The organism is Stenotrophomonas sp. CASM101, from assembly GCF_049384845.1.
Classification (GTDB): domain Bacteria; phylum Pseudomonadota; class Gammaproteobacteria; order Xanthomonadales; family Xanthomonadaceae; genus Stenotrophomonas; species Stenotrophomonas hibiscicola.
In genome coordinates, this window is sequence record NZ_JBMRFR010000002.1 from 466,832 (window position 1) to 491,346 (window position 24,515).

Below are 24,515 nucleotides of genomic sequence, written 5' to 3' on the forward strand. Positions count from 1 at the left end.
CGCTGACTAACCACGCGTGGCGTGGACCGCTGGAAATCCACGCATGGCGTGGATCTACTGTCACCTCAACCGGGTAGACTCCGGCCATGCGCTTTATTGAGACCTTCCAGGCCGGTCCCTTCGCCGACACCGTGGTCAGCCTGCTGGCCGCTTTCGTACTGGGCACGCTGATCGGCGCCGAACGCCAGTACCGGCAGCGCACCGCCGGCCTGCGCACCAACGTGCTGGTGGCCGTCGGCGCGGCTGCCTTCGTCGACCTGGGCATGCGCATCGCCGGCAGCGCCGAGGCGGTGCGGGTGATCTCCTACGTGGTCTCCGGCGTCGGCTTCCTTGGCGCCGGCGTGATCATGAAGGAAGGCATGAACGTGCGCGGCCTGAACACCGCCGCCACCCTGTGGTGCTCTGCGGCGGTCGGCAGCTGCACCGGCGCGGACATGCTGGCCGAAGGCGTGCTGCTGACCGTGCTGATCATCGCCGGAAACACCCTGCTGCGGCCGCTGGTGAATGCGATCAACCGCATTCCGATCAATGAGGCCGCCACCGAGGCGACCTACGAAGTGCGCCTGAGCGTGGATGCCGAAGCCGTGCCGCGCGTGCGCGAGCGGTTGGTCGACGCGCTGGAAGCAGCGCAGTATCCGGTGGGCGATGTGCAGTTGGTCGAGCATGCCGACGCGCCCACCGATGTGATCGCGGTGCTGGTCAGTACGGCGGTGAGTGCCGATGAACTGGACGTGGTGCTGGCACGGATGGAGCAGGTGCCGGGCGTGCTGCATGCCACCTGGGAAGTCAGTACCCGCGATTGATTCCATCCACGCATGGCGTGGATCTACCGAGGTCGTGGTGAAGTAGATCCACGCCATGCGTGGATGCTTCTCTCACCGACCCGCCATGCGCTGCTGCGCACGCAGCAGTTTCTGGAACGAACCGCACTTCCGGGCGTCCTCCGCCTGCGGGCAGGCCGCCGCGCGTTGCAGGTGCCGGCGCACCCGTTGCAGCCGGGTGATCTGCCGCTGCAGCACATCGGCCTGCGCCAGCAGGGCCTCCCGGTCCAGGGAGATGCACCCGCGCTGCAGTGGCAGCGATGCCCCGATCTGCTGCAGCGACAGACCGGCCGCCTGGCCGAGGCCGATCAACGCGAGCCGTTCCAGCACCTGCTCGTCGTACTGCCGGCGCAGGCCGCGACGGCCCAGTGCCTGCAGCAGCCCAAGTTGTTCGTAGTAGCGCAGGGTCGAGGCCGGCACGCCGCTGCGCTTGACCACCTCGCCAATATCCAGTTCGCGCACGGGCTTGACCTCAAGTGACCTTCAAGCGCCAACCTATGGGCAACTACCCACCGAGGCAAGGCCATGGCCAGCACCCCCCCCCTTGATCAGAACGCCCTGTGGAACGGCCCTGGCGGCCAGGTCTGGGTTGCGCAGCAGGCCATTCTCGATGGCCTGTTCCAGCCGATGGCCGACCTGCTCGTGGCCGAACTTCCGGAAACCGTCACGCAACTGCTCGACATCGGCTGCGGTACCGGGGCCAGCCTGCTGGCATCAGCCGCCGCACGCCCGTCGGCGCACTGCACCGGCCTGGACATCTCCGCGCCGATGCTGGCGCTGGCCCGTCAACGCGCCGAGGCGGCAGGGCTGGACGCAGACTTCATCGTCGCCGACGCACAGCAGCATCCGTTGCCCACCGCGCACTTCGACTGGATCCAATCTCGGTTGGGCGTGATGTTCTTCGAAGATACCGGTGCGGCCTTCGCCAACCTGCGCCGCGCCACGCGGCCCGGTGCCGGCCTGCGTTTCATTGCCTGGCGCAGCGCTGACGAGAATCCATTCATGACCACGGCCGAGCGCGCGATCGGCGATGCGCTTGAGCTTCCGCCGCGCGCACCCGGTGCCCCGGGACAGTTCGCCTTCGCAGATGGCCAACGCGTGCAGCGCCTGTTGCAGGCTGCCGGCTGGAAGGATGTGGAGGTGGTTGCGGTGGACCTTCCGTGTTCGATCGCACGCGATGAGCTGCCGACCTACGTCGGCCAGCTGGGCCCGGTGGGCCAGGCGCTGCGGGCGCTGCCCGAAGCGGAGGCCGCCGGGCTGCGCGACCAGGCGCTGGCAGCATTCACACCATTCATCGAGGGCGATCGGGTCCGCGTGGGTGCTGCCTGCTGGTTGATCCGCGCACGCGCATGACACAGAAAAGGGGACGGAGGGGATTAAGTCGTCCATGTCCGTGTCGTGCCGGAAACGACTTAATCCCCTCCGTCCCCTTTTGTCGTCTACAGCGCCTCACCGGCGTCGGCCAGACGAGATTCGATCAACGCATACCACTGCTGTAGCACGTCGATCAGCATGTCCAGCTCCGCATCGGTACGCTGCGCGCGGCCGCTGCGCAGGCAGGCCTGGGCCTCCTGCAGCTGGGCAAGGAACCCGGCCACGGTATCGGCCTGCAGGATCAGGCCTGGCAGGCGCCGCCCCGGAATGCGTACCACGGCATGGTTGCCGAGCTGGCCGTACACGCTGAGTGTGGTTTCCGTCTTCATGGAAAGAGGCAGGAATTGAGCGTTCATCGCGTGCACCGTTAGAAGACCTGAGCCGCAGGCAGGCGTGGACGACGGGGGAGACGTTGCCACGCCTGCCGGCGGTCAGGGGGGACTCGGGACCGGGGCCTGGCCCCGGTGAGGGAATTTCAGCGCGGCTGTGCCACTCCGGCGATCTGCACGCGGCGGTTTGGCGCCAGGCAGGCGATCAGCGCGCGCCGATTGCGCTGCTCGCACTGCACGATCGGCTCGGCCGCGCCGCGTCCTTCGGCGCTGATGCTGGCTGCAGGCACGCCGCCCTGCACCAGCGCGCTGCGCACGGCCTCGGCGCGGCGCTGCGACAGGGTCTGGTTGTAGCTGGCACTGCCGATACGGTCGGTGTAGCCGGTCACCCGGATCGACTGCACCTGTGCGGCTTCACGCACCTGCGCCAGGATGCCCTGCACCGCCTGCTGGCCCTCGGCGCTGAGTACAGCGCTGTCGAAGCCGAACAGCGCGTCGGCAGACAGCCGCAGCGGCTGTTCTGGCAGCGGTGCCGGTGCCGGCGGGGCCGGTGGCCGCGGCGGCTCCAGCACGGCCGCGCACGATTCCGGCTTCCAGTACCCCGCCTGGGCAATGCCCTTGCTGTCAAAGCGGACCTGGAACTGGCAGGTGAAGTACTCCGCGCCCTGCGCGGTGCGGAAGTTGAACAGGTAGTTCCACTCGCGCACGCCCCACATGCCTTCATTGAAATGCGGCGTGCCCAGCAGCGTGTACAACTGCCGCTTGCTCATGCCCGGCGCGAAGCGGCGCAGGTCGGCGACGTCCGGATAGATGCCTTCCTTCAACGAGGCCCTGGAGGCCTCAGGGAACTGCACGACGGTGGCTTCGGCAGGACCGTCGGTGGCCGGCGCATGGCTGCGGCAGGCGGCCAGCAGGCCCATCCCCAGGATAAGGCCCAGCGTAGCGGCATGTTGGCCGGCGCGGGCGATACGATGCTGTTTCATGTCATTCCCCCTGTAGACGTTTCCGCGGTACCGGGCCGCGCGTGCGGCCCGGCGGCGGAGATATCACCACTGGATGCCGGCACCGACGGCCACGCCGGCCTCGCCACGGCTGTTGGTCGAACCGCTGAACTTGTAGATCCAGCGGCCGCCTTCGGAGACACCGGAGATGCCCAGCGCCACGCCCGATTCGCCGTTGTAGCTGCCAGCCGCGATCGAGGCCATGCTGCGGCCCGCCTCGCTGGGCTGCGGCAGCGCTGCGGTGGCCATCGCCGAGGCGATACCGGCCGAAGCACGGTTGTCGGTCTTGCGCAGGTCGCGCTCGAAGCCACCCATGCGCTCGTCGGTGTAGGCCTTGGACCAGTCCAGGGTTTGCGCCATCCCCGACTTCAGCTGATCCACGTTGACCGCGTCGGTACCGGCGGTACCAGCGGCAACGTTGCGCACCGTGGTCGGGCCGCTGCCGGTGGATCCCAGCGTGACGCTGTTGTAATTGGTCGCACCGTTCACCGTGGTGTCGTAGCGGAGCGTACCCTGCTGCGAGGCCTGCAGCTGGCGCACGTTGACCGCGTCGGTGGCCTGCGAGCCGTCAGCCACGTTGACCACCTGGCGTTCGGCGCCGCTCGCACCCACCGAGACCGTGTTGGCCCGGTTCGCCACCGAACCCGCACCCAATGCCACCGAGTTGTCGGCCTGCGCCTGTGAACCATTGCCCAGCGCGGTCGAGTTGGTACCGGCGGCGGTGGAGCCTGCACCGCCGGCGGCCGAGTTGGCACCGCTGGCGGACGGGTCGGCCAGGTTGTTGGTGTTGTTGGCGCGGAAGCTGCCCGCCACGTTGGTGATGTTCTGGATCTTCTGGTCGGTGTACTTCTTCGACTCGTCGATGGCGTAATTCACGCCGTTCTTCAGCTGGCCGACATTGGTCGCGTCGTAGGTGTCCGAGCCGTCGGCAACGTGGGTGATCTTGCGCTCGCTGCCGCTGCTGCCGACCGAGACCTCACCGGCCGAGTTGCTGGCACCGGTCTGGCCGTAGGCACCGGTATAGCCGCTCTGTGCGCCAACGCTGGCCACCGAACCGGCACCCAGCGCCACGCTGTTGCCGGCACTGCTGCTGGCACCGTTGCCGACCGCCACGCTGTTGGCACCGGCCGCACTGGCCTGCGGGCCGACCGCCACCGCTTCCGCACCGGCCGCGGTGGCTGCGGCCGCCGTCGAGTTCACCGCCAGGTAGGCACTGCCACCGCCACCGTTGGTGATGCGCTGGTTGAGGACCTTCAACGAGCCATCGACGGCAGTGAAGGCGGCGGTGACGTTGTTGTAATCGCCGCTGGTAAAGGTGCCATCGGTGGCGATGCTGGAGATGCTGAACGTCGGCGCGGTCCACGCGTTGGTGGTGCCGTTGTAGGCAGTGGTGCCGCCGAAGTAGTTGGCGATGGTGCTGTGGGTGCTGAACAGCTGGTCGCCGGTGATGGCGTCGCTGCTGCCGGCCAGGATGCTGCCGGCGGCGACGTTGGTGATCTTCACCGCACCGGTACCGGTGCCCGTCAGCGTCACGCTGTTGAGCACGTTGCCGCTGCCGTCGACGTCGTACTTCACGGCCAGCTTGTCGATCTCGCCGGTCTGGTCGGCCACATTGGCCAGTGAATTGCTGACCGCGTCGAAGGCGGTACCGACGTCGTTGTAGTTGCCCTTGGTGATCGTGCCGTTGGCGGCAACGTTATTGATCGAATAGGTCGGCGCGGTCAGTACGCCGCTGGCGTTGACCGCCGCGCCACCTCCGAGGTGGGTGGCAACGGCCTGGTTGGCCGCAAACAGCTGGGCACCGTTGATGGCCTCGCTGCTGGTGGCACTGACCTGGCCCGGGCCCAGGTTGCGCAGCGTGGTGGCGGTGCCGCTCTGGCCCAGCGTGGCACTGGCGTAGTTGACGCTGCCGTCGCCGTTGAGGTCCTAGCGCAGGGCGCCCTGCTCCGAGGCCTGCAGCTGGCCCAGGTTGACCGCATCGGTCGCTGCGGTACCGGCCGCCATGTTGGTGACCTGGCGCTCGGCACCGGCGGCACCGATGGATACGCTGTTGGCACGGTCAGCCAGGCTGCCGGCGCCCACCGCGATGCTGTTGGAGGCGGTGGCGCGGGCATTGGTACCAACCGCGATCGAGTCGGCGCCGGTGGCCACGGCCTCGGTACCGGTCGAGTTCACCCGCAGGTACTTGGTACCGCCGTTGCGGATATCGGTGATCTGCGTGTTGAGGTTGACCAGCGAACCATCCACCGCCGCGAAGGCATCGGTGGCGTTGGTGTACAGGCCCTGGGCGATGGCGCCGGTGGTGGAGATCGTGCTGATCTCGAACAGCGGCGCAGTGAAGGCACCGCTGGCCGGATCGAACGCGGCGCGGCCACCGAAGAAGCTGGCGATGGCGGCGTTGGTCGCAGCCAGTTGGCCACCGTTGACTGCTTCCAGGCTGCCCGCGGTGACCGCGCCGCCGGCCAGGTTGCCGATGGTGGTGGTGCCAGTGCCCGCGCCAAGCGTCACCCGACGGTAGTTCGGGTTGCCGGCACCGTCCAGGTCGTAGGTCACCGCAGCTGCCGCCACATCATCGATCAGGCTGATGGCGCCCTTCAACTGGGCCACATTGACCGCATCGGTGTTGACGCTGCCGGCAGCCACGTTGGTGATCTGGCGCTCGCCGCCACCGGCGGTGCCCACCGATACTTCGCCGGCCGAGACCTGCGGTGCAGTGAGGCCATAAGCGCTGTAGCTGGCCTGCGCGCCGCGCAGTGCAGCCGAACGGTAGCCCAGTGCGACCGAGTTCGCCTGGTTGGAGGTGGCTTCAGCACCCAGCAGGGTCTGGCCGTTGGCGGTACCGACGGCACTGTCACCGACGATCACCGAATGGCCCATGCGCGCAGCGTAGTCTGCGGTCGGGACGCCGGTCGGGTTGGTGGGATCGTTCACGCCATCGCCCGGGAAGGCAACGTTGGCATCGACCCTGGGCAGTTCGTGCCGTGCATTGGCGCCGATCACCACTTCCTTCGAACCGTTGGCGAAGGCGCCGTCACCCATCAGCACCTGGTAGTCCTGTGCCGCGTTGACGGCCCAGCAGGAGATGTCGGCCAGCGCGATGTCCAGGCACTTCGCCGCCCATTCCGGCGAATCCGTTGGCAGCAGCAGCCCGAGCAGGCCACCCGGATTGCCGTTGTTGATGTTGTAGATGTAACTGTCCGAGGTAACGCCGCCAATGAGCGTCAGGTGCGAGCTGCCGCCGGTGACGGCGCCGCCGAGGCCATTGAGGGTGCTACCGACCGGCGACAGGTTGACCACCGGCAGGCCCAGCACATTGACCGTCGAGTAGGTCTGCATCACGTTGGCGTTGCTGAGCTTGAGATTGCCGTTGCTCAGGTAGCCGTCGCCGCCGAACAGGCTGCTGGTGGTCGGCCCGATGAGCTGGCCGACATTGCCGACCAGGCCACCGGTGCCGATGATCAGGCCCGCGTTCGGGTCGGCCGGCGCCGGCGCCTTTGGGCTGGTGGGCGGTATGGCCGAGGGTTGGGTCAGGCCGAGCCCGCCAAGCGTGCCGCCGACCAGGCCGCCTACGGCACTGCCGAGATTGCCGATGGTGCCGTTGAGGTCGCCGTTGAGCAGGTTGCCTACGGCACTGCCGACATTGCCCAGCGTATCGCCCAGCAGGCCACCCAGGCCGCCGAGGCTGCCACCTGTAGCGCCATTGAGGACACCGCCGACGGTGCTGCCCACTGCACCCGCTGTATTGTTGAGCGTGCCGCCCACGGCACCGCCAACGGCACCGAGGGTGCCAACTGCATCGTTGAGCGCGCCACCGACGGTGCTGCCGACCGAACCGACCGTGCCGTTGAGTGCACCACCCACGGTGCCGCCAACTGCACCAACCGTGCCAACAGCCCCGTTCACTGCACCACCCACCGCGCTACCGACAGTTCCAACGGTGCCATCGAGCGTGCTGCCCAGTGCTTCGCCTACCGTTCCAACCGTGCCGTGCAAGGCGCCGCCGACCGCACCAACCGTGTTGCCTACGGTGCCATCAAGCACGCCACCTACGGCGCCGCCTGCCGCGCCGACAACGCCGCCCACCAGGCCATCGACGCCCAGCGCGCTGTTCTGCGCCGCCACGGTCGCTTGGCCGGCCAGCTTCAGATTGCGGTCGGCCACGACTTCGTGGCCACCCGGCGCCTGCACGCGCACGTTGCCGGCAACACCGGTATCGAAGGCCGCGGTGATCGCACGATCATGAGTCTCGCCCGGCAGCTCCTCCTTGGCCGGCAGCGTGACCGCCGCCGTCGCCTTGACCTGCCCCTGGCCGTCGATCTGGTGGCCCGCCAGCTTCAGCTGCGAATCCACCTTGCCGTCAACGGACGCCTTGAGGCCGGACAGCGAGCCAGCCGGTGCGCCAGCAACAGCGGCGGCCGCCTTGGCACCGGTATCGATCGAGGCCACCTCGGTACCGGCGATGCCAACGCCGGCCTTCGCCTGGGCATCCGCAGCCACACCGAGCGGCGCATGCGCGGACGGCGCAACGTTGGCCGCCAGCGATGCATCAATCTTCGCCACATGGGACGCTGCATGACCCAGCCCGACATTGGCGCGGACATCGGCAGCCAGCGCAGGAACCGCGACCTGCTTCGGCGCAGCGCTCGCCGCCAGCTTCACCTGCACGGTGGCCGGCAGCACGTCGCGTACGATCGGCAGCGAGTTCGTACTCAGCTGCAGGCCGACACGCGCGTCAGCGCTGATAGCCGGACTGCTCTGCGCCTGGCGCGATGCGGCAGCCAGCGCCACTTCCGCGTCGACCTTGACCGGCATCGGCTGCGCGTACTTGGCTGCGAGCGCCTGCAGGTCGCGCAGCGACTGATTGGATTCGGTTGCGCCCGCATGCCCGCTGGCCAGCGCACACAACAGGGCAAGGGCCAGGGCGGTCGGCATCAGCAGTGCACTGCGCGGATCGCGGGCGGCGCTGCCGCCGCTGTCGCCGGTGGCCAGTTCCGAGGCCACAACCAGAGCATTGAGCTGGCGGTTCCATACACGCCGGTAGATGCGGTTCATGAGCATTTCCCCCGTAGGCGAACAACTGGAATGTCAGTGGACTTGCCGTTAGGCAGGTGACTGACATTTCAGCGTTTGCAACGGCGGTGGCGCACTTCAATCCGGCACGGCAATCGCGCATTCCGGCAAATCCACGGCCGGAATCGGCAGCCGTCTATGCAGAAGCGGCAGCATGATCGGCAAACGGATGCGCAATTCCGGCATAAATGCCGTGGAAACCCTTGCGGGACCTTGGCTCAGGCCGGCTGGCCGATCTGCGCGGGCGCGCGCATCAGGGTATCGCGCGGCAGTTCGCCGAATACCTTGCGATAATTGTCAGCGAAGCGCGAGAGGTCCCAAAGCCCGCAGCTGAGCGCGATGGCCTTCACCGAGCGGCGGCTGGAATCGGCCATCGACAGGCTCCGGCAGGCGGCACACAGGCGCAGCATGGAGAGGTACCGGTTCGGCGAAGTGCCGAACAGGTCCTCGAATGCATAACGCAGGCCGCGCTCGCTGACGCCAGCGGCATCGCAGATTTCATTCATGTAGATGTTGCGGCGCAGGTTGAGCCGCATGAAATTCTCGGCACGCTGAGCAATCAGATAATGTGTGCGCCGCGCACGGCTGCAGCCCGGGCGGTCGGCGGTACCCGCGCCCAGCAGTGCCTGCACATGCTCATGCAGCAGCCGCTCGGCTTCTTCCGGCTGCAGGCCGGAACCCTGCCCCAGCTGCAGGTGCAGCTGCTGATAATGGCGCGCCAACGGCGCTGCTTCGTTGGCCAGGCTGAACAACGAAAGTGCCTGCCCAGCCGGTGGCGTGCTGCGCAGGCTCAGTTCGGTCAGCTTGCGCTGCACGCGCGCCGCCGGCACCAGCATCAGCGTCATGTGCGTGCCCGGGCTCAGGTGAACTCGCTGATGCCCTCCGGCATCACGGTCAACGCCATACCCGCCGCAAGCGGTACACCATGGCACCAGCTCAGCGTCTCATCGGTGGCGTGCAGATAGCCGAGCATCGCCCAGTCCGGCGGCAGCATGAAGCGGCCACGGCAATGGAATCCACAGCTGATGCTGCAGAACAACGCCTCCTCGTGCACGCGTGAAGCGAAGGCTGCCCGCGGCCCATTGCCATCGAGCAGAAGCAGTTCAACATCACATACACGAAGCACGCCGCTCAGCGTCGCCAGGTCGATCGACCGCAGGCCGCTGTCGTCGCTGTCTCCTACCCCACCATCGACCATGACAGTGTCGTCCCCCGATTATCCGTCGTGCGATACGGCCCCCACTGCCTGACAGGGCGCGCACCTCTCATGGAATCTCTTCCATCGCCGGGATGCGCGCCAGCAAAGTGCGCACCCCAAAAGAAACGCGAGTACTTGAATACGAGTATGCCCGATAATTCAGCGGGGTAAACATCTGCCCCGCGTTGAATAGGATGGATACAGACGTGAAAATCATGCTGACGTGATTGGCACAGTTCTCGCATTCGACTGAACCCAAAATCACATTATCTGCACGTCGATGAATCGTTGTGCGAGCGAACGGATTTCCGTCACAGAACCCGCGTGAAAAATTAAGGACCGAAGAGATTCTGCCGAATTTGCATATAGGTTCCGGTTGCAGCCGGCCGCCATTCAGGCAAAGTCGATAACACGGTGATCCGGTCTTTGATAATGACCGCACCCAGGGGGACAGCATGACCATGCACGTATCGCTCGACACGTCGACCACCGGCCCCGCGCCGCGCGGTCGCGGTTGTGCGAACGGCGTCCCGCCTGGAAGCGATCACCCTGCTTGAGCACAGCGGGTCCATCCCGCCTTGCCTCCTCCGCCAGGACGTGCGGAGGTCCACGGACGATCCCGGCGGAGCCGGGCCACCGCCCAACAGGTGTCCTGTAGCAGACAGGTAGAGGGAGACAATCGTCATGAACGCATCGATCCGCAAGTTCCTGAAGGAAGAAGATGGTGTCACCGCGCTCGAGTACGGGCTGCTGGCCGCTGTGATTGCGGGAGTGCTGATCGCACTGGGCAGTACGCAGATCCAGACATTCTTCAGCACGCTCTTTGAGAATCTCACCAAGCTTGCCAACAAGGCTTCAGGCAGTACGCCCGCCTGAGCCGCCTCCTGGATTGGATCAGGGACAGCAACTGCTGAGCGTCCACTGACGGGCGACGGAGTGTGCGATGACACTGCTGGGTTTATTGGCCATCGGCGTATGCCTGCGGATCGCGATCAGCGATCTGTACGCCCGGCGGGTGCCCAACGCCTGGCTGCTGTCCGCATGCGCGATCACCGTTGTCGTGCTCATCGCCGGACAGTTCAACGCGCCGCGCCTGCCGTGGGCTTCCCACGTTGCCGGCGCGGCGCTCGGCCTGGTCGCATTGCTGCCGTTCCATGCGTTGCGCTGGATGGGCGCCGGGGATGTCAAGTTCTTTTCCGTGCTGGGATTGATGCTGGGCTGGCAGACACTGCTGCCGATCTGGATCGCGGCCAGCCTCGCAGCGGGCGCACATGCCGCGTTGGTGCTGGCGTCACGCCGGGTGGGTCCAGTACTGCCCATCGGCCTGCAAGCCCAGCTGAACCGGGCCAGTTCGCAGTGGCATTCACACCCGGCGCTGCGCGACATGCAGAACGCCCGCCAGGGACGCCATGGCATTCCCTATGCAGCCTACCTGGCCGTGTCGGCCATCGCCTGGATCCTCATCACTACGTATGGAGGTGTGCCATGAACGCCCCCAACCCGCGCCGGCAACGTGGTGCGGCCAGCATCGAGTTCGCCTTGATGCTCATGCTGGGCCTGCTGCCACTGCTGCTGTTTACGTTCTCCGGCGTGATGATCATGGCGGCCCAGCAGACGCTGGCAACCGCTTCAGCCGAGGGTGCGCGCGCATCGCTGCGCTATGGCAGCGCCAATGAACGTCGTACCGCGGCGTGTATTGCGGCGCGCAGCTCGATGCAGTGGCTGCTGAACTTCTCCGGGCAGTCCGTCGACTGCAGCAATGGGGGAAGCAACGCCATCCTGGTTTCCGCGCAGGCGCCCTGCGCCGGACTGGCCAGCGCCCAGTGCATGACCGTGACCGTCAGCTACGACTACGCAAGCCATCCCTTCCTGCCCGGCACCGCCACGCTCTACAAGTGGGTAATGCGGGCTCCCATCCGCAGCGTGGCGGTCGCGCAACTCGACCTCGGCAGCGGCAACTGACGATCGCTACAGGAGACGGTTCCATGCTCAAGTTGACCCGCATCGCCGCCGTCGCCCTGATCGGGTTGGCCGTGCTGCTGGCGGTCATCGCCCTGATGATCGGGCGCAGGCAAGCCGCGCCGGCCACGGCTGCCCCGGCCGCGCAGAGCGAAGCCCAGGCAATCACCGTGGTGGAGGCGGTGGCGCGACTGCCGGCCGGCGAACCCATTTCTGCCAATGGACTGCGCCTGGCGCAGCGCAGCGCCCCGATTGCCGGTGCCGCCTCCAGCATTTCCGCCGTGGTGGGAAAGGTGCCGGTGCAGGACATTGCCGAAGGCACGGCAATCAGCAGCAATGCGCTTGCGCAGGGATTCTCGCTGCAGCTGCGCCCCGGAGAGCGCGCACTCGCGGTACCGGTTGACGAGTTGGTGGGTGCCGGCAACCGCATCGTGCCGGGCGATTTTGTCGACGTGTTCCTCAACCTGCGCAACGCCCAACCCAACGCCAGCGGGCCGGCCGATGCAGCACAGACGCGCCTGCTGTTGTCGCGCCTGCGCGTGCTCAGCTATGGCCAGCAGGACATCGCCCTGGCCAACGCTGGCGCTGTCGCCAGCACTGAAGCCGATGCGCGCAACGATCCACGCGCCGCCGACATCACCGGAAGCAGCAGCACCCAGAGCACGGGCAGCGAGACCACCCAGCCGGCACGCAGCGCGGTACTGGCGGTACCGGTGGCCGACGCCAACCGGCTGTTGCTGGGTGCGCAGCAGGGCAAACTGTTCCTGGCCCTGCGCAACCCTGCCGATCCCGGCCAGCCCGATCTAGCGCTGTTCCCGCAGGCACGCGGTGTGATCGATCCGCTGCGGGGGCTGGATGCGGAACAGCAGCTTGCGCTGCAACGGCCGGAGAATCACGCCTACGCCGGCATCGACGGTGATGCATTGGCCGGCCGCAGCAACACGCCGGCCCGCAGCACCCAGGATGCCACGGCACGCACACCCGCACCCCGGCGCAGCGCCCCGCGCGCATCGGGTATCGAAATCATCCGGGGTGACAGCTCCGCCCCCCGTGGTTCCCTTTGACCTGCATCGAGCGCATCCATGACCGAACGTCGCCGCAGTCCACGCCCTTCCCCCCGCCAGCGCTGGCTGGCCCTGCTGCTGGTGCTGCTGGCACCGGCGACGAGCGTGGCCGCCGACGACCTGGTACTGCAGACGCGCGAGCAGCGCCCCTGGCCCCTGCCGGGTGACCTGGAGCGGGTGGCCATTGCCGACCCGGGCGTGGCCGATATCGTGATGCTGCGCGGCCAGCGCCAGGCACTGCTGGTCGGCAAGGCACCGGGCACCACCACGCTCCTGCTCTGGCACCGCAAGCAGGCCGAGCCACAGCGCCTGCAGGTGCGGGTACAAAGCGCGGTGCAGGGCGCGGCCGACGCGGGCGCGAACGGACTGGTGTTCACCCAGCAGGACAATCAGGGCCTGCTGCAGGGAAGCACCGACAGTGTGCTGTCCCACATGCAGGAACAGAAGACCGCCGCGATGGCCCTGGGCAAGGACGGACTGCTTGCCGACGCATCGACCGTAAGCAGCGGCGGCGTCGTGCAGGTCGAGGTCAAGGTGGTCGAATTCAACAAGACCGCTCTGAAGCAGATCGGCATCAGCTTCCAGAACCGCAATGGCAGCTTCGCCTACGGATTCGCCCGCCCGGGCGGCCAGCTGCCGGGCAACACCGGCATCCTGCCCGGCATGCAGGAAGGCAACTCCAGCAACGAAGCCGAATCGCCCATTTCTTCGGCGTTCCGCCTGGTGTTCGGCTCGACCAAGGGCCTGTGGAATGCCGACGTCGACCTGCTGCAGAGCAATGGTATGGCGCGCGTGCTGGCCGAACCTACCCTCGTCGCATTGTCCGGCCAGAGCGCCAGCTTCCTTGCCGGCGGCGAGCTGCCAATCCTGGAGCCGCAAGGGCTGGGCACCACCACGATCACCTACAAGCCCTTCGGCATCGGCCTGACCGTGACACCGACGGTACTGGCGCCGAACCGCATCGCCTTGAAAGTCGCGCCGGAAGCCAGCGACCTGGACTACAGCAACGCCATCGCGCTCAATGGCGTGCAGATTCCATCGATCACCACCCGCCGCGCCGACACCACGGTCGAGCTGGGCGATGGCGAGAGCTTCGTGATCGGTGGCCTGGTCAGCTCCAACGTGGTTTCCAGCGTCGGCAAGATTCCGCTGCTGGGTGACCTGCCGGTCATCGGCTCGTTCTTCCGCAACTTCGACTACAAGCGCCAGGACAAGGAGCTGGTGATCATCGTCACGCCACGCCTGGTGAAGCCGCTGGCCCGCAACACCGAACTGCCACTGCCCGGCGACCGCGAAGCCAAGCCGCACATGCCCGAATGGGGCGCTTGGCTGCTGGGTCCAATCAGCCAGGACCCGGTACCCGGCTTCTCACGCTGATTCCATGATGCCTGCGATACCACGCCCATGCCCTACGCCACTGCCCAGCCGCTGCATCCGCAAGGACCGCCGATGAACCTGGTCCTGTACGGAATGGATCGCGAACTGCTGCCCCGGCTGGCGGCCAAACTGCCGCCGACCACCACCCTGCACTGGCAGGACAGCAGCGCCCCGACCTCCGCCCAGGACCTGCACCGCGGGCCGCAGAACCTTGTGCTGCTCGACTTCCGCCCCGAGCATGCCGCCGCCTCCAGCGTGCTGGCCAGCAACTGCAACAGACAGAACCGGACCTCGCACTGGTTGCCGTCGGTGCCACCAGTGCCGGACAGGTAGAGGGCGTCGTCATCGCACTGCGGGCGGGCCTGCGTGACGTACTGGACCTGGACAGCGACAACGCCGGTGTCGAGGCCGCACTGCGTCGTGCCCTGTCACCACGACCAGCTGCCGCCGCGCAACACGCGCACAAGGCGCGCCTGATCGTCCTGCTGGGCGTGCGCGCCGGGGTCGGCACCAGTACGATGGCCGCGCACCTTTCGGTGCTGGCACAGCAGACCCGTGCGCTGGCACAGGGCGAGGCAGTGCAGCAGGACGGCCTGCTGATGGAACTGGCCCAGCCTTCGGGTGACCTTGCGCTGTACCTCAACCTGGACAGCCGCTTCCATTACGAAGACGCGCTGCGCAACGCCAGCCGCATCGACGCCACCCTCGCCCGCACGGCCATGGCCCGGCACGATTCCGGACTGGTGCTGCTGGACCGCGCCAGCGGAAGCGACGCGGTGCCGCCGTCCGATCCGGGTGCGCTGCTGCAGCGCCTGCGCACCGTGTTCGCCAACGTGCTGTGTGATGCCGGCGGTTGCCCGGTGCGCCAGCTGCCACCGCTGCTGCTGGACCAGGCCGACGAGATCTGGCTGGTCACAGATGCCTCGATCGCCACGCTGGTGTCGCTCGATCAGGCACTGAAGCACCTTGCCGGGCAACGCGAACGCGAGAAGCGGCTGCAGCTGGTGATCAACCGCCACGATGACAGCAGCGGAATGAGCCCGGAGCAGATTGCGCGCCGCTTCGAGGTGCCCCTGCTGGCCACGCTTCCCGAGCGCCCCCGCGTGCGCCTGTCAGCGAGCCAGGGCCACCTGCTGCTGCAGGATGCGCCGCGTGACCCCTATCTGCGTGCCCTCGCCCCACTGGTTTCGCGCCTGGACCCGGCCGCTTGCCGGGTGCAGGCGCAGGGCCTGCGGGAAAGACTCTCCCTTGCCCTGGGTGGATCGCAATGGAAGACAAGGTAACCCCTTTCCCGCATGCCGTTGCCCGGCCGGTGCTGCCCGAAAGCACGCCGGGCCATCAGCCGTTCGCGCAGACCGAGCAGTACCAGAAGGTGCTGTCGGCAGCGCATGAGCACCTGCTCAACAGCATCGAGGACGAGCGCATCGACATCGATTCCTGGGCGCCCGACACCATCGCCCGCTGGGTGCAGGTGCAGACGGTGGGCTTCATCCAGGAGTGGCGCATCCCGATCAACGAAGAAGAGATGCAGGTGGTCGCCGACGGCCTGGTCAAGGAGCTGACCGGCTTTGGCCCGCTGGACGACCTGCTGCACGACCCGTCCATCGAAGACATCCTGATCAACGGTTTCAAGGATGTGCATGTTTCCCAGGGTGGCCAGCTCAAGCGGGCCACCCAGCGATTCACCGACGATACGCACCTGCTGCGCATCCTGCGACGTATCCTGGCCCCGCTCGGGCGCCGCCTGGATGACTCCAACCCGATGGTCGATGCGCGTTTGCCCAACGGCGGCCGTCTCAACGCGATCATCTCGCCGCTGGCCGTGGACGGACCGATGGTGTCCATCCGCAAGTTCCGCAAGGATCCATTCACTCCCGATGAACTGCTGGCCAAGGGCACCTTCGACGAACCGATGCACGCCCTGCTGAAGGCGATGGTGCTGGGCCGCTGCAACATCCTGGTATCCGGCGGCACCAGCTCCGGCAAGACCTCGCTGCTGAACGCCCTGGCCAGCTACGTCCCCGCGAACGAGCGCGTGATCACCGTCGAGGACACCGCAGAACTCTCGCTCAACCACCCGCATGTGGTCCGCCTGGAAAGCCGCATCGGTGGCGCCGAAGGCCATGGCGCGGTGAGCATCCGCGATCTGGTCCGCAACAGCCTGCGCATGCGCCCTGATCGCATCGTGGTGGGCGAGGTGCGTGGCGCCGAGGTGCTGGAAATGCTGCAGGCCATGAACACCGGCCACGACGGTTCGATGGCCACCATCCACGCCAATTCACCACGCGACTGCCTGTACCGGATCGAGATGCTTGCTGGATTTGCCGGCTTCCAGGGCAGCGAGGACAGCCTGCGCCGGCAGATCGCCAGTGCCATCGACTTCATCGTGCAGATCTCGCGCCTGGGCAGCGGCCGCCGCGTGCTGGTATCGATCACCGAGATCACCGGTGTCAGCGACAACCTGATCACCACCCAGGAAATGTTCCGCCACGAACTGCAGATCGACGGCAACGGCAAAGAGATCGATCGCTGGGTCGGGCTGGGCTTCTATCCACACTCGCACAAGCTGGAGCCGTTCCGCCAACAGCTGCGCGAATCGCTCTACGGAGACTTCTGAGCATGGGAACCGGCGCGCTGCTGGGCATGTTGAGCATCATCGCGGTGCTGCTGGCGCTGGCAGCCTGGCTGTGGGGCACGGCCAGCAGCCGTGAACAACGCCAGGTTTCAATGCGGCACGCCGAGCAGCAGCTTTCGCGCGGAAGCGCCACGGGCGGGGCACCCGCCGGGCCGTCCGTCACCGCTGCCAATGATCCGGCGCGGCCCGCCAGCACCGGGCGCCGCGTGCTGCCGCTGGATGGCCTGCTGCAGCGCGCAGGGCTGCAGACCGGCTGGAAAATCCCCATCATGCTGTTGGTACCGGGGCTGGTACTGTCGGTGGTGGCGATGGCGCGGCTGGGCACCGCGTGGATGTTTCCGCTGACCCTGCTGCTGTACCTGCTTGGCTGCTGGCTGTGGGTGATGCGGCGGACCACGAAGCTGCGTGCGCAACTGCTGCATCAGCTGCCGGACTTCCTCGACAACCTGGTGCGGCTGACTGCACTGGGCAACAGCCTGCAGGCCGCGTTCCAGGTTGCGTCGATGCAGACCAGCGCGCCGTTGCGCGGGCTGCTGGACACCACGGTGCGCTTTGCGCGCAGCGGCATGGAGTTGGACCGTGCACTCGCGCAGGCCGCGCACCCCTATCGCATGGAGGTGCTGAAGGTGTTGTCGGTGGTGATCGGTGTCAGCGTGCGCATCGGCGGGCGCTCCGACCAGATCCTGCAGCGCATGGGTGATTTCATGCGCGACCTGGAACAGGCGCAGCAGGAGCTTTCGGCGACGACCTCCGAGACACGCATGTCTGCGTGGGTGCTGGGCCTGCTGCCACCGGCCTGCGCGGTGCTGATGGCGATCGCCAGCCCGGACTTCTTCCAGCCGGTGCTGCACGATCCGCTTGGCCACAAGATCCTGCTGCTTGCACTGGGCATGGAGCTTGTCGGCGGCTTCCTGCTGTATCGCCTGGCCAAATCGCTATGAACCCCCGCCCCGCCGGAGACGACCGATGAGCGCCAGCGCCTGGTTCGCCCTCTCCCTGCTCGTGCTGGCTGCCGGCATCGCCCTGCTGGGTATCGGCGGCTGGATACGCAGCCATCGTGAGCAGCGTACAACGGCCACGTTGAAGACCGCCCTGCAGCCGCGCGAGACGTCCCGTGACACCGAACCTGCACGGCACGATTCGCTGGGCTGGCTCGAACGCTTCGGCCGTGCCCTCAGCGGCGGCCGCCTGGAAACGGCATTGCTGGCCAATGAAGATCGGCTGCTGTTGGATCTGGCCGGGTGGAACACCCGTCGCGGTACGGCCATCTACCTCGGCCTGCGCCTGCTGCTGGCCGTGCTGGTGCTGGCACTGGTGCTGACATTCAGCAGCGTCACCGGGCTGGCCAGGATCATGGTGATCATCGGTGCCTTGGCCGCTGGACTGCTGTTGCCCAAATTCGTTCTCTCTTCCTGGGTGAAGCGGCGCCGGCGTGCAGTCGAAACCGAGCTGCCGCTGCTGATCGACCTGCTGCGCCTGCTGCAGGGCGTAGGCTTCAGCATGGACCAGAGCCTGCAGACGCTCGGCGACAAGCTTCGCGATGCATTGCCGGTACTCGGCAGCGAACTTCAGGAGGCCAATGTCGCCTATACCCATGGCCGCACGCGCGCGCAGTCCCTGCGGCGGCTGAGCGAAGTCTATGCCGACGATGACCTGACCAGCCTGATGCAGCTGATCCTGCAGGTGCATGCCCATGGTGGTGCGGTGCAGGAGCCCCTGCGGCAGTTCAGCCTCCGCCTGCGCGAGCAGCGTCGCAACACGTTGAAGGAAAAGGTCGGCAAGCTCTCGGTGAAGATGACCGTGGTGATGATGCTGACCCTGCTGCCAGCGTTGATGCTGGTGCTCGCCGGGCCGGCGCTGGTCGCGCTGGCCACCACCCTGTCCAAGATGGGATCGCCCTGATGCCTGCCCTGCGCACCTCCTGCCTGCTGCTTGCCCTCGCTGCCATCACCGTTGGTTGTGGGTCGACCACGCCGAAGTACCTGCGCGCGCCCAGCCTGGCTGCGCCCGAACCGGCACCGCAGGACAGCCGCAATGCGTACCTGGAGTTGATCGAGCGCATGCAGCAGCAAGGCGCGTGGTATGCCTCGCTCGCCCACGTCGACGCCTTCCGCCAGCGTTACGGCGACCCGCCGGCATTGCGGCTGCTGCAGGCCGATGCGCTGCGAGAGACCGGCCAGGCCGATGCCGCGATCGCACTGTACCGCGCGCTTTCCAGCGGCCCCCAGGCCGCCGCAGCCGCGCATGGGCTCGGCCTGATCGCCGCGCGCCGAGACGATGACGCCGGCAGCGAGCAGGCGCTGGCACGGGCAACCCAACTGCAACCGTTGAATACCAGCTATCTCGGCGATCTGGGCTATGCGAGGCTGCGCGCCGGGCAGTTCGAGCGCGCGCGCGAACCCTTGGCCAAGGCCCTGGAACTGTCCCCAGGCAATGCCAAGGCCACCGCCAACCTCGCCCTGTGGGCGGTGCTGCGTGGCGACACCGCCACCGCCGAGCGCCTCGCCCAGCAGGCCAACCTCAACAAGGACACCCGGCTCAGCATCCAGCAGCAGGCGGCGCAGATCCGGGCCCGCCTGCAGCAGCGCCAGGCCGCAGCGGCTGCTGCGGCGGTCGTGCCGCCCCCTGTGCGCGCTGTCGACAGCGACGCCACCAACAACCCGCGCGGCGTCACGCGACTGGCGGCGGAACCGCGCCGCGACAGCCGCGACGAACGCGATCCACAGCGCCTGCCGCCCTCGATGCTGGAACGCTTCAGCGCCAACGACCACCCGAACGGAAACACACCATGACCGCGACGCCCCTGGCCCGACGCCTGCTGCCCGCTCTGATCTGCCTGCTGCCGGCCGCCGCAGTGCAGGCGCAGCAACAGCCGCTCACCGGACAGATGCTTGGCCGCAGCACACCGGCAGCGCCGGCTGCGCAGCCGCTGCAGTCCGAGTCATTGCCCGCCGTGGACCTGGCGGCCCGGCCCGCACCAGTGCCGCAGGCGGCGCCTGCTGCAGTGGACATCACCGACGGCAACGCTGCAACCGCGCGACCCGGCCGCAGCCAGATCGGTGATACCGCGCGCAACCTGTTCCGCCTGCAGGCGTCCGGACAGCAGGCCGGGCAGCACCTGCCGATCCTCGGCGACCAGGCGACGCTGAGCTACGCACGCTACATGAAGAGCTTCGAACACGAGATCCCGGACTTTTTTGAGACCGATGTCGCCAAGTCCAAGGGATCATCCTCATCCGGACGCTGAGGTAGGCCATGAAACGCCCACGCCAGTTCAGTTTCAGCCGCGCACGGGGCGGCATGTCGATCACCATGATGCTGGTCATGCTGGCGTTGCTGGCGATGCTGGGCCTGATCGAGATCGGCTACCTGTTCTGGGCCAAGCGCGATGCGCAGAAAGTTGCTGATCTGGCCGCACTGGCCGGAGCGCAACGACTGGAGCTGTGCACCTCGGACAACAGCGACAACAGCGCTGCGCGGCACAGCGCGCTCACCCAGAACACGTTCGAAGGGAGCCTGCAGATCCGCTGCGGCAACTGGAGCGCCAACCGCACCACCGCCAACCGCTTCGTCACCACCATCGATGCCAGCAACCCGCGCAATGCCGTGCAGGTCGTCGCGCAGCGCAGCGTGCTGCCGTTCTTCGGGCAGAACACCACCCTGCCCACCGTCAGCGTGGAGGCCGTGGCCCGCCGTTCCGAACCGACTGCGGTGTTCGCGGTCGGTTCGCAGCTACTGCGCACCAATGGCGACTCGGTACTGTTGTCGACCCTGCGCCTGGTCGGCCTGGATGTGACCAACGCCACCGTGCTCTCCTATGACGGCCTCGCCCAGGCCAACATCACGCCATCGGGCCTGCTCAAGGCGTTGAACATCCCGGTCAGCGCCAACCTCAGCGTGGCTGACTTCAACCGGCTTCTGTCGGTCAACAAGGTTTCGCTGGCGCAGCTGGTCGACGCCACCGCCACCGTGGTCGGCCGCGACTCCACGGTGGGCGTGCAGCTGCGCGCCCTGTCCGACCTGGTTGCCACCCAGCTGGACATCAACAAGCTCAACATCGTGCTGGGCAGCCAGTCCGGCGGCGGCGGCCTGTTCGCCGAAGTCGTCTCGCCCGACGGCACGGTCGGCAGTGCACTGGAGTCACAGATCAACGTGCTCAACCTGATCAACACTGCGATCTCCATCGCCAACGATCGCAACGGCGTGGCGGTCAAGGGGCTGGACCTGCTGGGCATCAAGATCCAGGCCGGCGTGGTCGAGCCGCCATCGATCGCCATCGGCGGTGTCGGCAGCCGCGCCTACAACGCGCAGGTAAGGCTGGTGGCAGACGTGGACAGCAACAACCTGTTCGCACTGGGGCCACTTCTGAACCTGCTGGGCACGCGCCTGCACCTGCCGCTGCATGTCGATGTCGCCAACGGAATGGGAACGCTGACCGGAATCCAGTGTGGCGCCAATCCACCCAGGGCCACCATCCAGGTGGATTCGTCGGTCCTGCGGGCCTGCGTCGGCAACGTCGATCCATCGCAGCGTTTCTCGAAGAACAATGTCTGCGACGCGACGCTGAACAACGAACAGCTGCTGAAACTGCTCGGACAACCCCTGATCAACGACAAGATCACGCTGCCGGCCCTGACCAGCTCGCAGAACCTCACCCTGGCCGCTGGCGAAACCGGCTCGACGCGCATCAATCCACTTGCTCTCGGCAACGCAGTATCCGACCTTGTCAATGAGCTGCTGCGCGTGCTGTCGGGCATGCTCAGTTCACCCAAGCAGGGCATGAGTGCCAACGACACGGCCAAGGCCCTGGCCGACCGTTACCTGCAGGCCACCTTCCCGCCGAACACCCGGTATGAGGTGGACAAGTTGATTCCACTGCTGCGCGATGGCGACGCCAGCCGGCAACTGGCCCCGCTCAACAGCTGGACCGTACCCGGAGGCCTGCCCTACGCCTGTGGCCTGCTGAACCTGTCCACCTGCCACAAGGACGGTCCGGTCTGGGATGCGTTCAAGGTGACGGTCACCGGTCAAGGACTGGGCGTGCTCGATGGACTGCTCGGCTCGCTGGTGGGTGGCCTGCTGATCAACCGCTGCGACAGCCTGCTGGGCAACCTGATCGACTACAACGGCTGCGTGCGCAACAACCTGGCCTCGTACATACAGACCGCGCCGGCCGGGTTCCTTGACGGCACCGGCGGCACCGGCGTCACCAACCCCGATGGCACGGTCAGCTGCAGTGGCCTGCTGTGCACGCTGCTGAAGCCGATCCTGTCCGCCTTGCGCCCGGTCCTCAACAGCGTCGGCACCTTGCTGACCAACCTGCTGGCCAGCGTGCTGGGCCTGGAGCTGGGGCGCACCGACGTCAACGTGCAGTCGATCCAGTGCAGCGCCGCACAGCTGGTCTACTGACCCGTGGCGGGCGCCCTTGGCGGCGCCCGCGCGCATGCTAGACTCCCGGCGGGGAACCACTTTCATCTCAACCCACACTCATCCGTGGATGGTCTAGACATGCGAGAAACTTCAGGGGGCGTGGTCTTCGCCCGGCGCGCGTACGGCGCGGCACTGCTGGCCGTGAGCATGATGCTGGTGGCACCAGCGGCGATGGCTGCCCGTGGCGACCGCGAAGCTGCCGCAGAGCCGGCCGCTCGTAGCGCACCGGTGGTGCGCAATACCGTTGACGAGCTCAAGCAGCTGATGGATGCCCGCCAGCTGACCGAGCTGCGCACCACCTACAACGGCAATTACGGCGCCAGCCTGCTGTTCAACGCCAACACCCTGACCTACTACGTCGCCCTGTTCCAGGAGAAGAATTTCTGGCGGGTGATCAAGACTGACGCCGTCGACAACGCCGAGCGTGTCTACCGCACCTTCGCGCAACAGTCCGAGCAGCTTGCCCAGGTCTACATCGACACCACCCGCCTGGAAGCCGGCAAGCGCTATACCGAGCGCCTGGTGGCCTACAACGAGGAACGCCTGCGCACCCTGCAGCAGGAAATGGAACAGCAGCAGGCGCAGTCGGCCCAGGTCAGCGCGGCCCTGCAGCAGGCCCAGCAGCAGGCAGTCAGCCTGAGCAGCGACGTGCAGAGCACGAACAGCCAGCTGGACGCCCTGCAGCGCCGCATCCAGATCCTGCAGGCCGAACAGGGCAACCCGGAGCTGAGCCTGCCCAAACCTGACAGCGTGCCCTCGCCGGCACCGGCGACGGCCAGCGACGGTCGCTGAGGTCCGGCACCTGGCATCTGCTCTCAACGGCGCCCTTGGGCGCCGTTGTCGTTTCTGGCACCTGGATTCAACGGCACGCGTCATGCACCGCATCATCCAGCTGCCGCCGCTGTACGAAGTCCAGGCGCTTGGCCTGGGCGAGCGCCTTCCCGCGTTGCTGCCGCGCGTGCTCACAGGCGGCGGGATCGGTGCTGATGGGTATCAGAGCGGCCCGCGCACGCCCCTGCTGCACCACACGCGGACGGCTTGAGGCCGGGCTCGCTGGCTTGGCCACGGTCGCACCTGTCGAAGGCGGCTCCGGCGGCACCTCCCAGCGCCATTCCGCACGCCCCTGGCACGGCGTCTGCTGGTAGACAGGATGCGGCCCGTCAACGCATTTGTAGACGTTGGTCCGGGCGTGCGCCGCCGTGGTCAGCAGCAGGCACACCCACAGGCTCCAGAACGCATTCGACATTGCAGGCTCCTCGACAGGGCAGCCGCCATCGTCAATGCCGGAACGGCTTCGTGCTAGAGCGATATGCGTCACATCCGGCGCAATCCAGCACAGCCGTGCAAGTCGCCGCTCTGGCGCTGCGCTGTACTGCCGGAGGCTCCGGCATCCACGCCGGGGCCGTCCCTCCCTTCCGCCAAGGAAACCACAATGAGCAACTTCATCACCGTCGCCGACGGCGCCCGCATCTTCTACAAGGATTGGGGTACCGGCCAGCCGATCGTCTTCGCCCACGGCTGGCCGCTGTCTTCCGATGCCTGGGATCCGCAGATGCTGTTCATGGGCCAGAACGGCTTCCGCGTGATCGCCCACGATCGCCGCAGCCACGGACGCTCCAGCCAGACCTGGAACGGCAACAACATGGACACCTATGCCGATGACCTGGCCGCGGTGATCGAAGCGCTGGACCTGAAGGACGCGATCCTGGTCGGCCATTCCACCGGCGGCGGTGAAGTGGCCCATTACATCGGCCGCCACGGCAGCGCGCGCGTGGCCAAGGTGGTCCTGGTCGGCGCGGTGCCGCCGCTGATGCTGAAGACCGATGCCAACCCCGCCGGCACCCCGCTGGAGGTCTTCGACGGCATCCGCAAGGGCACGGGCGGTGACCGCTCGCAGTTCTTCAAGGACCTGACCACACCGTTCTTCGGTGCCAACCGCGATGGCAATACCGTCACCGAGGGCATGCGTGATGCGTTCTGGCTGCAGGGCATGCTCGGTGGCGTCAAGGGCCAGTACGACTGCGTGCACGAATTCTCGGAAGTGGACTACACCGAAGACCTGAAGAAGATCGACGTGCCGGCGCTGGTGGTACACGGCGATGACGACCAGATCGTGCCGTTCGATGCCTCGGCCAAGCTGTCCTCGCAGATCATCAAGGATGCCGAACTGAAGGTGTACGCCGGTGCGCCGCATGGCCTGACCATCACCCACGCCGACCAGTTCAACGCCGACCTGCTGGCGTTCGCGCGCAAATGA

General features: G+C 67.0%; 19 protein-coding genes and 3 pseudogenes. 16 read left to right on the plus strand and 6 right to left on the minus strand.

The genetic code is table 11. From position 1 onward, the window contains the following. Positions 1–86 precede the first annotated feature (86 nt). Positions 87–803, plus strand: coding sequence for an MgtC/SapB family protein (locus VG543_RS06110; RefSeq protein ID WP_021204279.1), 717 nt, complete (start codon positions 87–89; stop codon positions 801–803). A gap of 72 nt (positions 804–875) precedes the next feature. Here the strand turns inward: VG543_RS06110 and VG543_RS06115 are convergent, their stop codons facing one another. Continuing rightward, positions 876–1,283: a MerR family transcriptional regulator gene (locus tag VG543_RS06115; RefSeq protein WP_019659950.1), complete on the minus strand. Its 408-nt coding sequence runs from the start codon at positions 1,281–1,283 to the stop codon at positions 876–878. A 63-nt stretch (positions 1,284–1,346) separates the two neighbouring features. Between VG543_RS06115 and VG543_RS06120 the strand changes: the two genes are divergently transcribed. After that, a complete protein-coding gene (locus VG543_RS06120; RefSeq protein ID WP_423178355.1) occupies positions 1,347–2,174 on the plus strand; it encodes a class I SAM-dependent methyltransferase in 828 nt (275 codons plus the stop codon). An 86-nt stretch (positions 2,175–2,260) separates the two neighbouring features. Here VG543_RS06120 and VG543_RS06125 read toward each other — a convergent pair whose 3' ends face one another. The 4 genes and pseudogenes from VG543_RS06125 to VG543_RS06140 all read right to left on the minus strand — a co-directional run bounded on the left by VG543_RS06125 (position 2,261) and on the right by VG543_RS06140 (position 9,793). Next, positions 2,261–2,551 (minus strand): DUF6959 family protein, encoded by a 291-nt coding sequence (locus VG543_RS06125; RefSeq protein WP_019659952.1) that lies wholly within the window; start codon positions 2,549–2,551, stop codon positions 2,261–2,263. Between the two features lie 119 nt (positions 2,552–2,670). After that, on the minus strand, positions 2,671–3,507 hold the full coding sequence (locus tag VG543_RS06130) for an OmpA family protein (RefSeq protein WP_423178356.1): 837 nt from the start codon (positions 3,505–3,507) through the stop codon (positions 2,671–2,673). A gap of 63 nt (positions 3,508–3,570) precedes the next feature. Next, positions 3,571–8,577: pseudogene (locus VG543_RS06135) on the minus strand (YadA-like family protein). A 236-nt stretch (positions 8,578–8,813) separates the two neighbouring features. After that, positions 8,814–9,793: pseudogene (locus tag VG543_RS06140) on the minus strand (helix-turn-helix domain-containing protein). A gap of 684 nt (positions 9,794–10,477) precedes the next feature. On the opposite strand from VG543_RS06140, the gene VG543_RS06145 reads away from it, so the two are divergent. From VG543_RS06145 to VG543_RS06205, 13 genes and pseudogenes are all read left to right on the plus strand, one after another. Further along, entirely contained in the window at positions 10,478–10,669 is a 192-nt protein-coding gene (locus VG543_RS06145) for a Flp family type IVb pilin (RefSeq protein ID WP_021204284.1), read from the plus strand. A 67-nt stretch (positions 10,670–10,736) separates the two neighbouring features. Further along, the gene (locus tag VG543_RS06150; RefSeq protein ID WP_058982314.1) at positions 10,737–11,282 is read left to right on the plus strand and encodes an A24 family peptidase; all 546 of its coding nucleotides are present in this window, start codon (positions 10,737–10,739) and stop codon (positions 11,280–11,282) included. Then, positions 11,279–11,755, plus strand: a complete 477-nt coding sequence (locus VG543_RS06155) for a TadE/TadG family type IV pilus assembly protein (protein ID WP_423178357.1) — start codon at positions 11,279–11,281, stop codon at positions 11,753–11,755. The genes VG543_RS06150 and VG543_RS06155 overlap by 4 nt, the downstream gene beginning before the upstream one ends. A 23-nt stretch (positions 11,756–11,778) precedes the next feature. Further along, positions 11,779–12,816 carry a Flp pilus assembly protein CpaB gene (gene cpaB / locus VG543_RS06160; protein ID WP_423178358.1) on the plus strand — a complete coding sequence of 346 codons (1,038 nt, stop codon included), beginning with the start codon at positions 11,779–11,781 and terminating at the stop codon, positions 12,814–12,816. Positions 12,817–12,834: 18 nt separating this feature from the next. Then, positions 12,835–14,193, plus strand: coding sequence for a type II and III secretion system protein family protein (locus VG543_RS06165; protein WP_019659960.1), 1,359 nt, complete (start codon positions 12,835–12,837; stop codon positions 14,191–14,193). 27 nt (positions 14,194–14,220) lie between these two features. Beyond that, a pseudogene (locus VG543_RS06170) lies at positions 14,221–15,476 on the plus strand (AAA family ATPase). Beyond that, on the plus strand, positions 15,461–16,810 hold the full coding sequence (locus VG543_RS06175) for a CpaF family protein (protein ID WP_423178359.1): 1,350 nt from the start codon (positions 15,461–15,463) through the stop codon (positions 16,808–16,810). Before VG543_RS06170 ends, VG543_RS06175 begins: the two are co-directional and overlap by 16 nt. Positions 16,811–16,812: 2 nt before the next feature. Next, a complete protein-coding gene (locus tag VG543_RS06180; protein WP_423178360.1) occupies positions 16,813–17,769 on the plus strand; it encodes a type II secretion system F family protein in 957 nt (318 codons plus the stop codon). 25 nt (positions 17,770–17,794) lie between these two features. Beyond that, complete coding sequence (locus VG543_RS06185; protein ID WP_019659964.1) at positions 17,795–18,730, plus strand: type II secretion system F family protein; 936 nt, start codon at positions 17,795–17,797, stop codon at positions 18,728–18,730. After that, positions 18,730–19,620, plus strand: a complete 891-nt coding sequence (locus tag VG543_RS06190; protein WP_423178361.1) for a Flp pilus assembly protein TadD — start codon at positions 18,730–18,732, stop codon at positions 19,618–19,620. The genes VG543_RS06185 and VG543_RS06190 overlap by 1 nt, the downstream gene beginning before the upstream one ends. Further along, entirely contained in the window at positions 19,617–20,075 is a 459-nt protein-coding gene (locus VG543_RS06195) for a DUF3613 domain-containing protein (RefSeq protein WP_019659966.1), read from the plus strand. The genes VG543_RS06190 and VG543_RS06195 overlap by 4 nt, the downstream gene beginning before the upstream one ends. An 8-nt stretch (positions 20,076–20,083) precedes the next feature. After that, a complete protein-coding gene (locus VG543_RS06200) occupies positions 20,084–22,237 on the plus strand; it encodes a TadG family pilus assembly protein (RefSeq protein WP_423178362.1) in 2,154 nt (717 codons plus the stop codon). Between the two features lie 99 nt (positions 22,238–22,336). Next, positions 22,337–23,050 (plus strand): DUF2968 domain-containing protein, encoded by a 714-nt coding sequence (locus VG543_RS06205; RefSeq protein ID WP_308305547.1) that lies wholly within the window; start codon positions 22,337–22,339, stop codon positions 23,048–23,050. 67 nt (positions 23,051–23,117) lie between these two features. Here VG543_RS06205 and VG543_RS06210 read toward each other — a convergent pair whose 3' ends face one another. After that, positions 23,118–23,504 carry a hypothetical protein gene (locus tag VG543_RS06210; RefSeq protein ID WP_155029728.1) on the minus strand — a complete coding sequence of 129 codons (387 nt, stop codon included), beginning with the start codon at positions 23,502–23,504 and terminating at the stop codon, positions 23,118–23,120. Positions 23,505–23,690: 186 nt separating this feature from the next. Between VG543_RS06210 and VG543_RS06215 the strand changes: the two genes are divergently transcribed. Then, positions 23,691–24,515, plus strand: a complete 825-nt coding sequence (locus VG543_RS06215; protein WP_155029729.1) for an alpha/beta fold hydrolase — start codon at positions 23,691–23,693, stop codon at positions 24,513–24,515.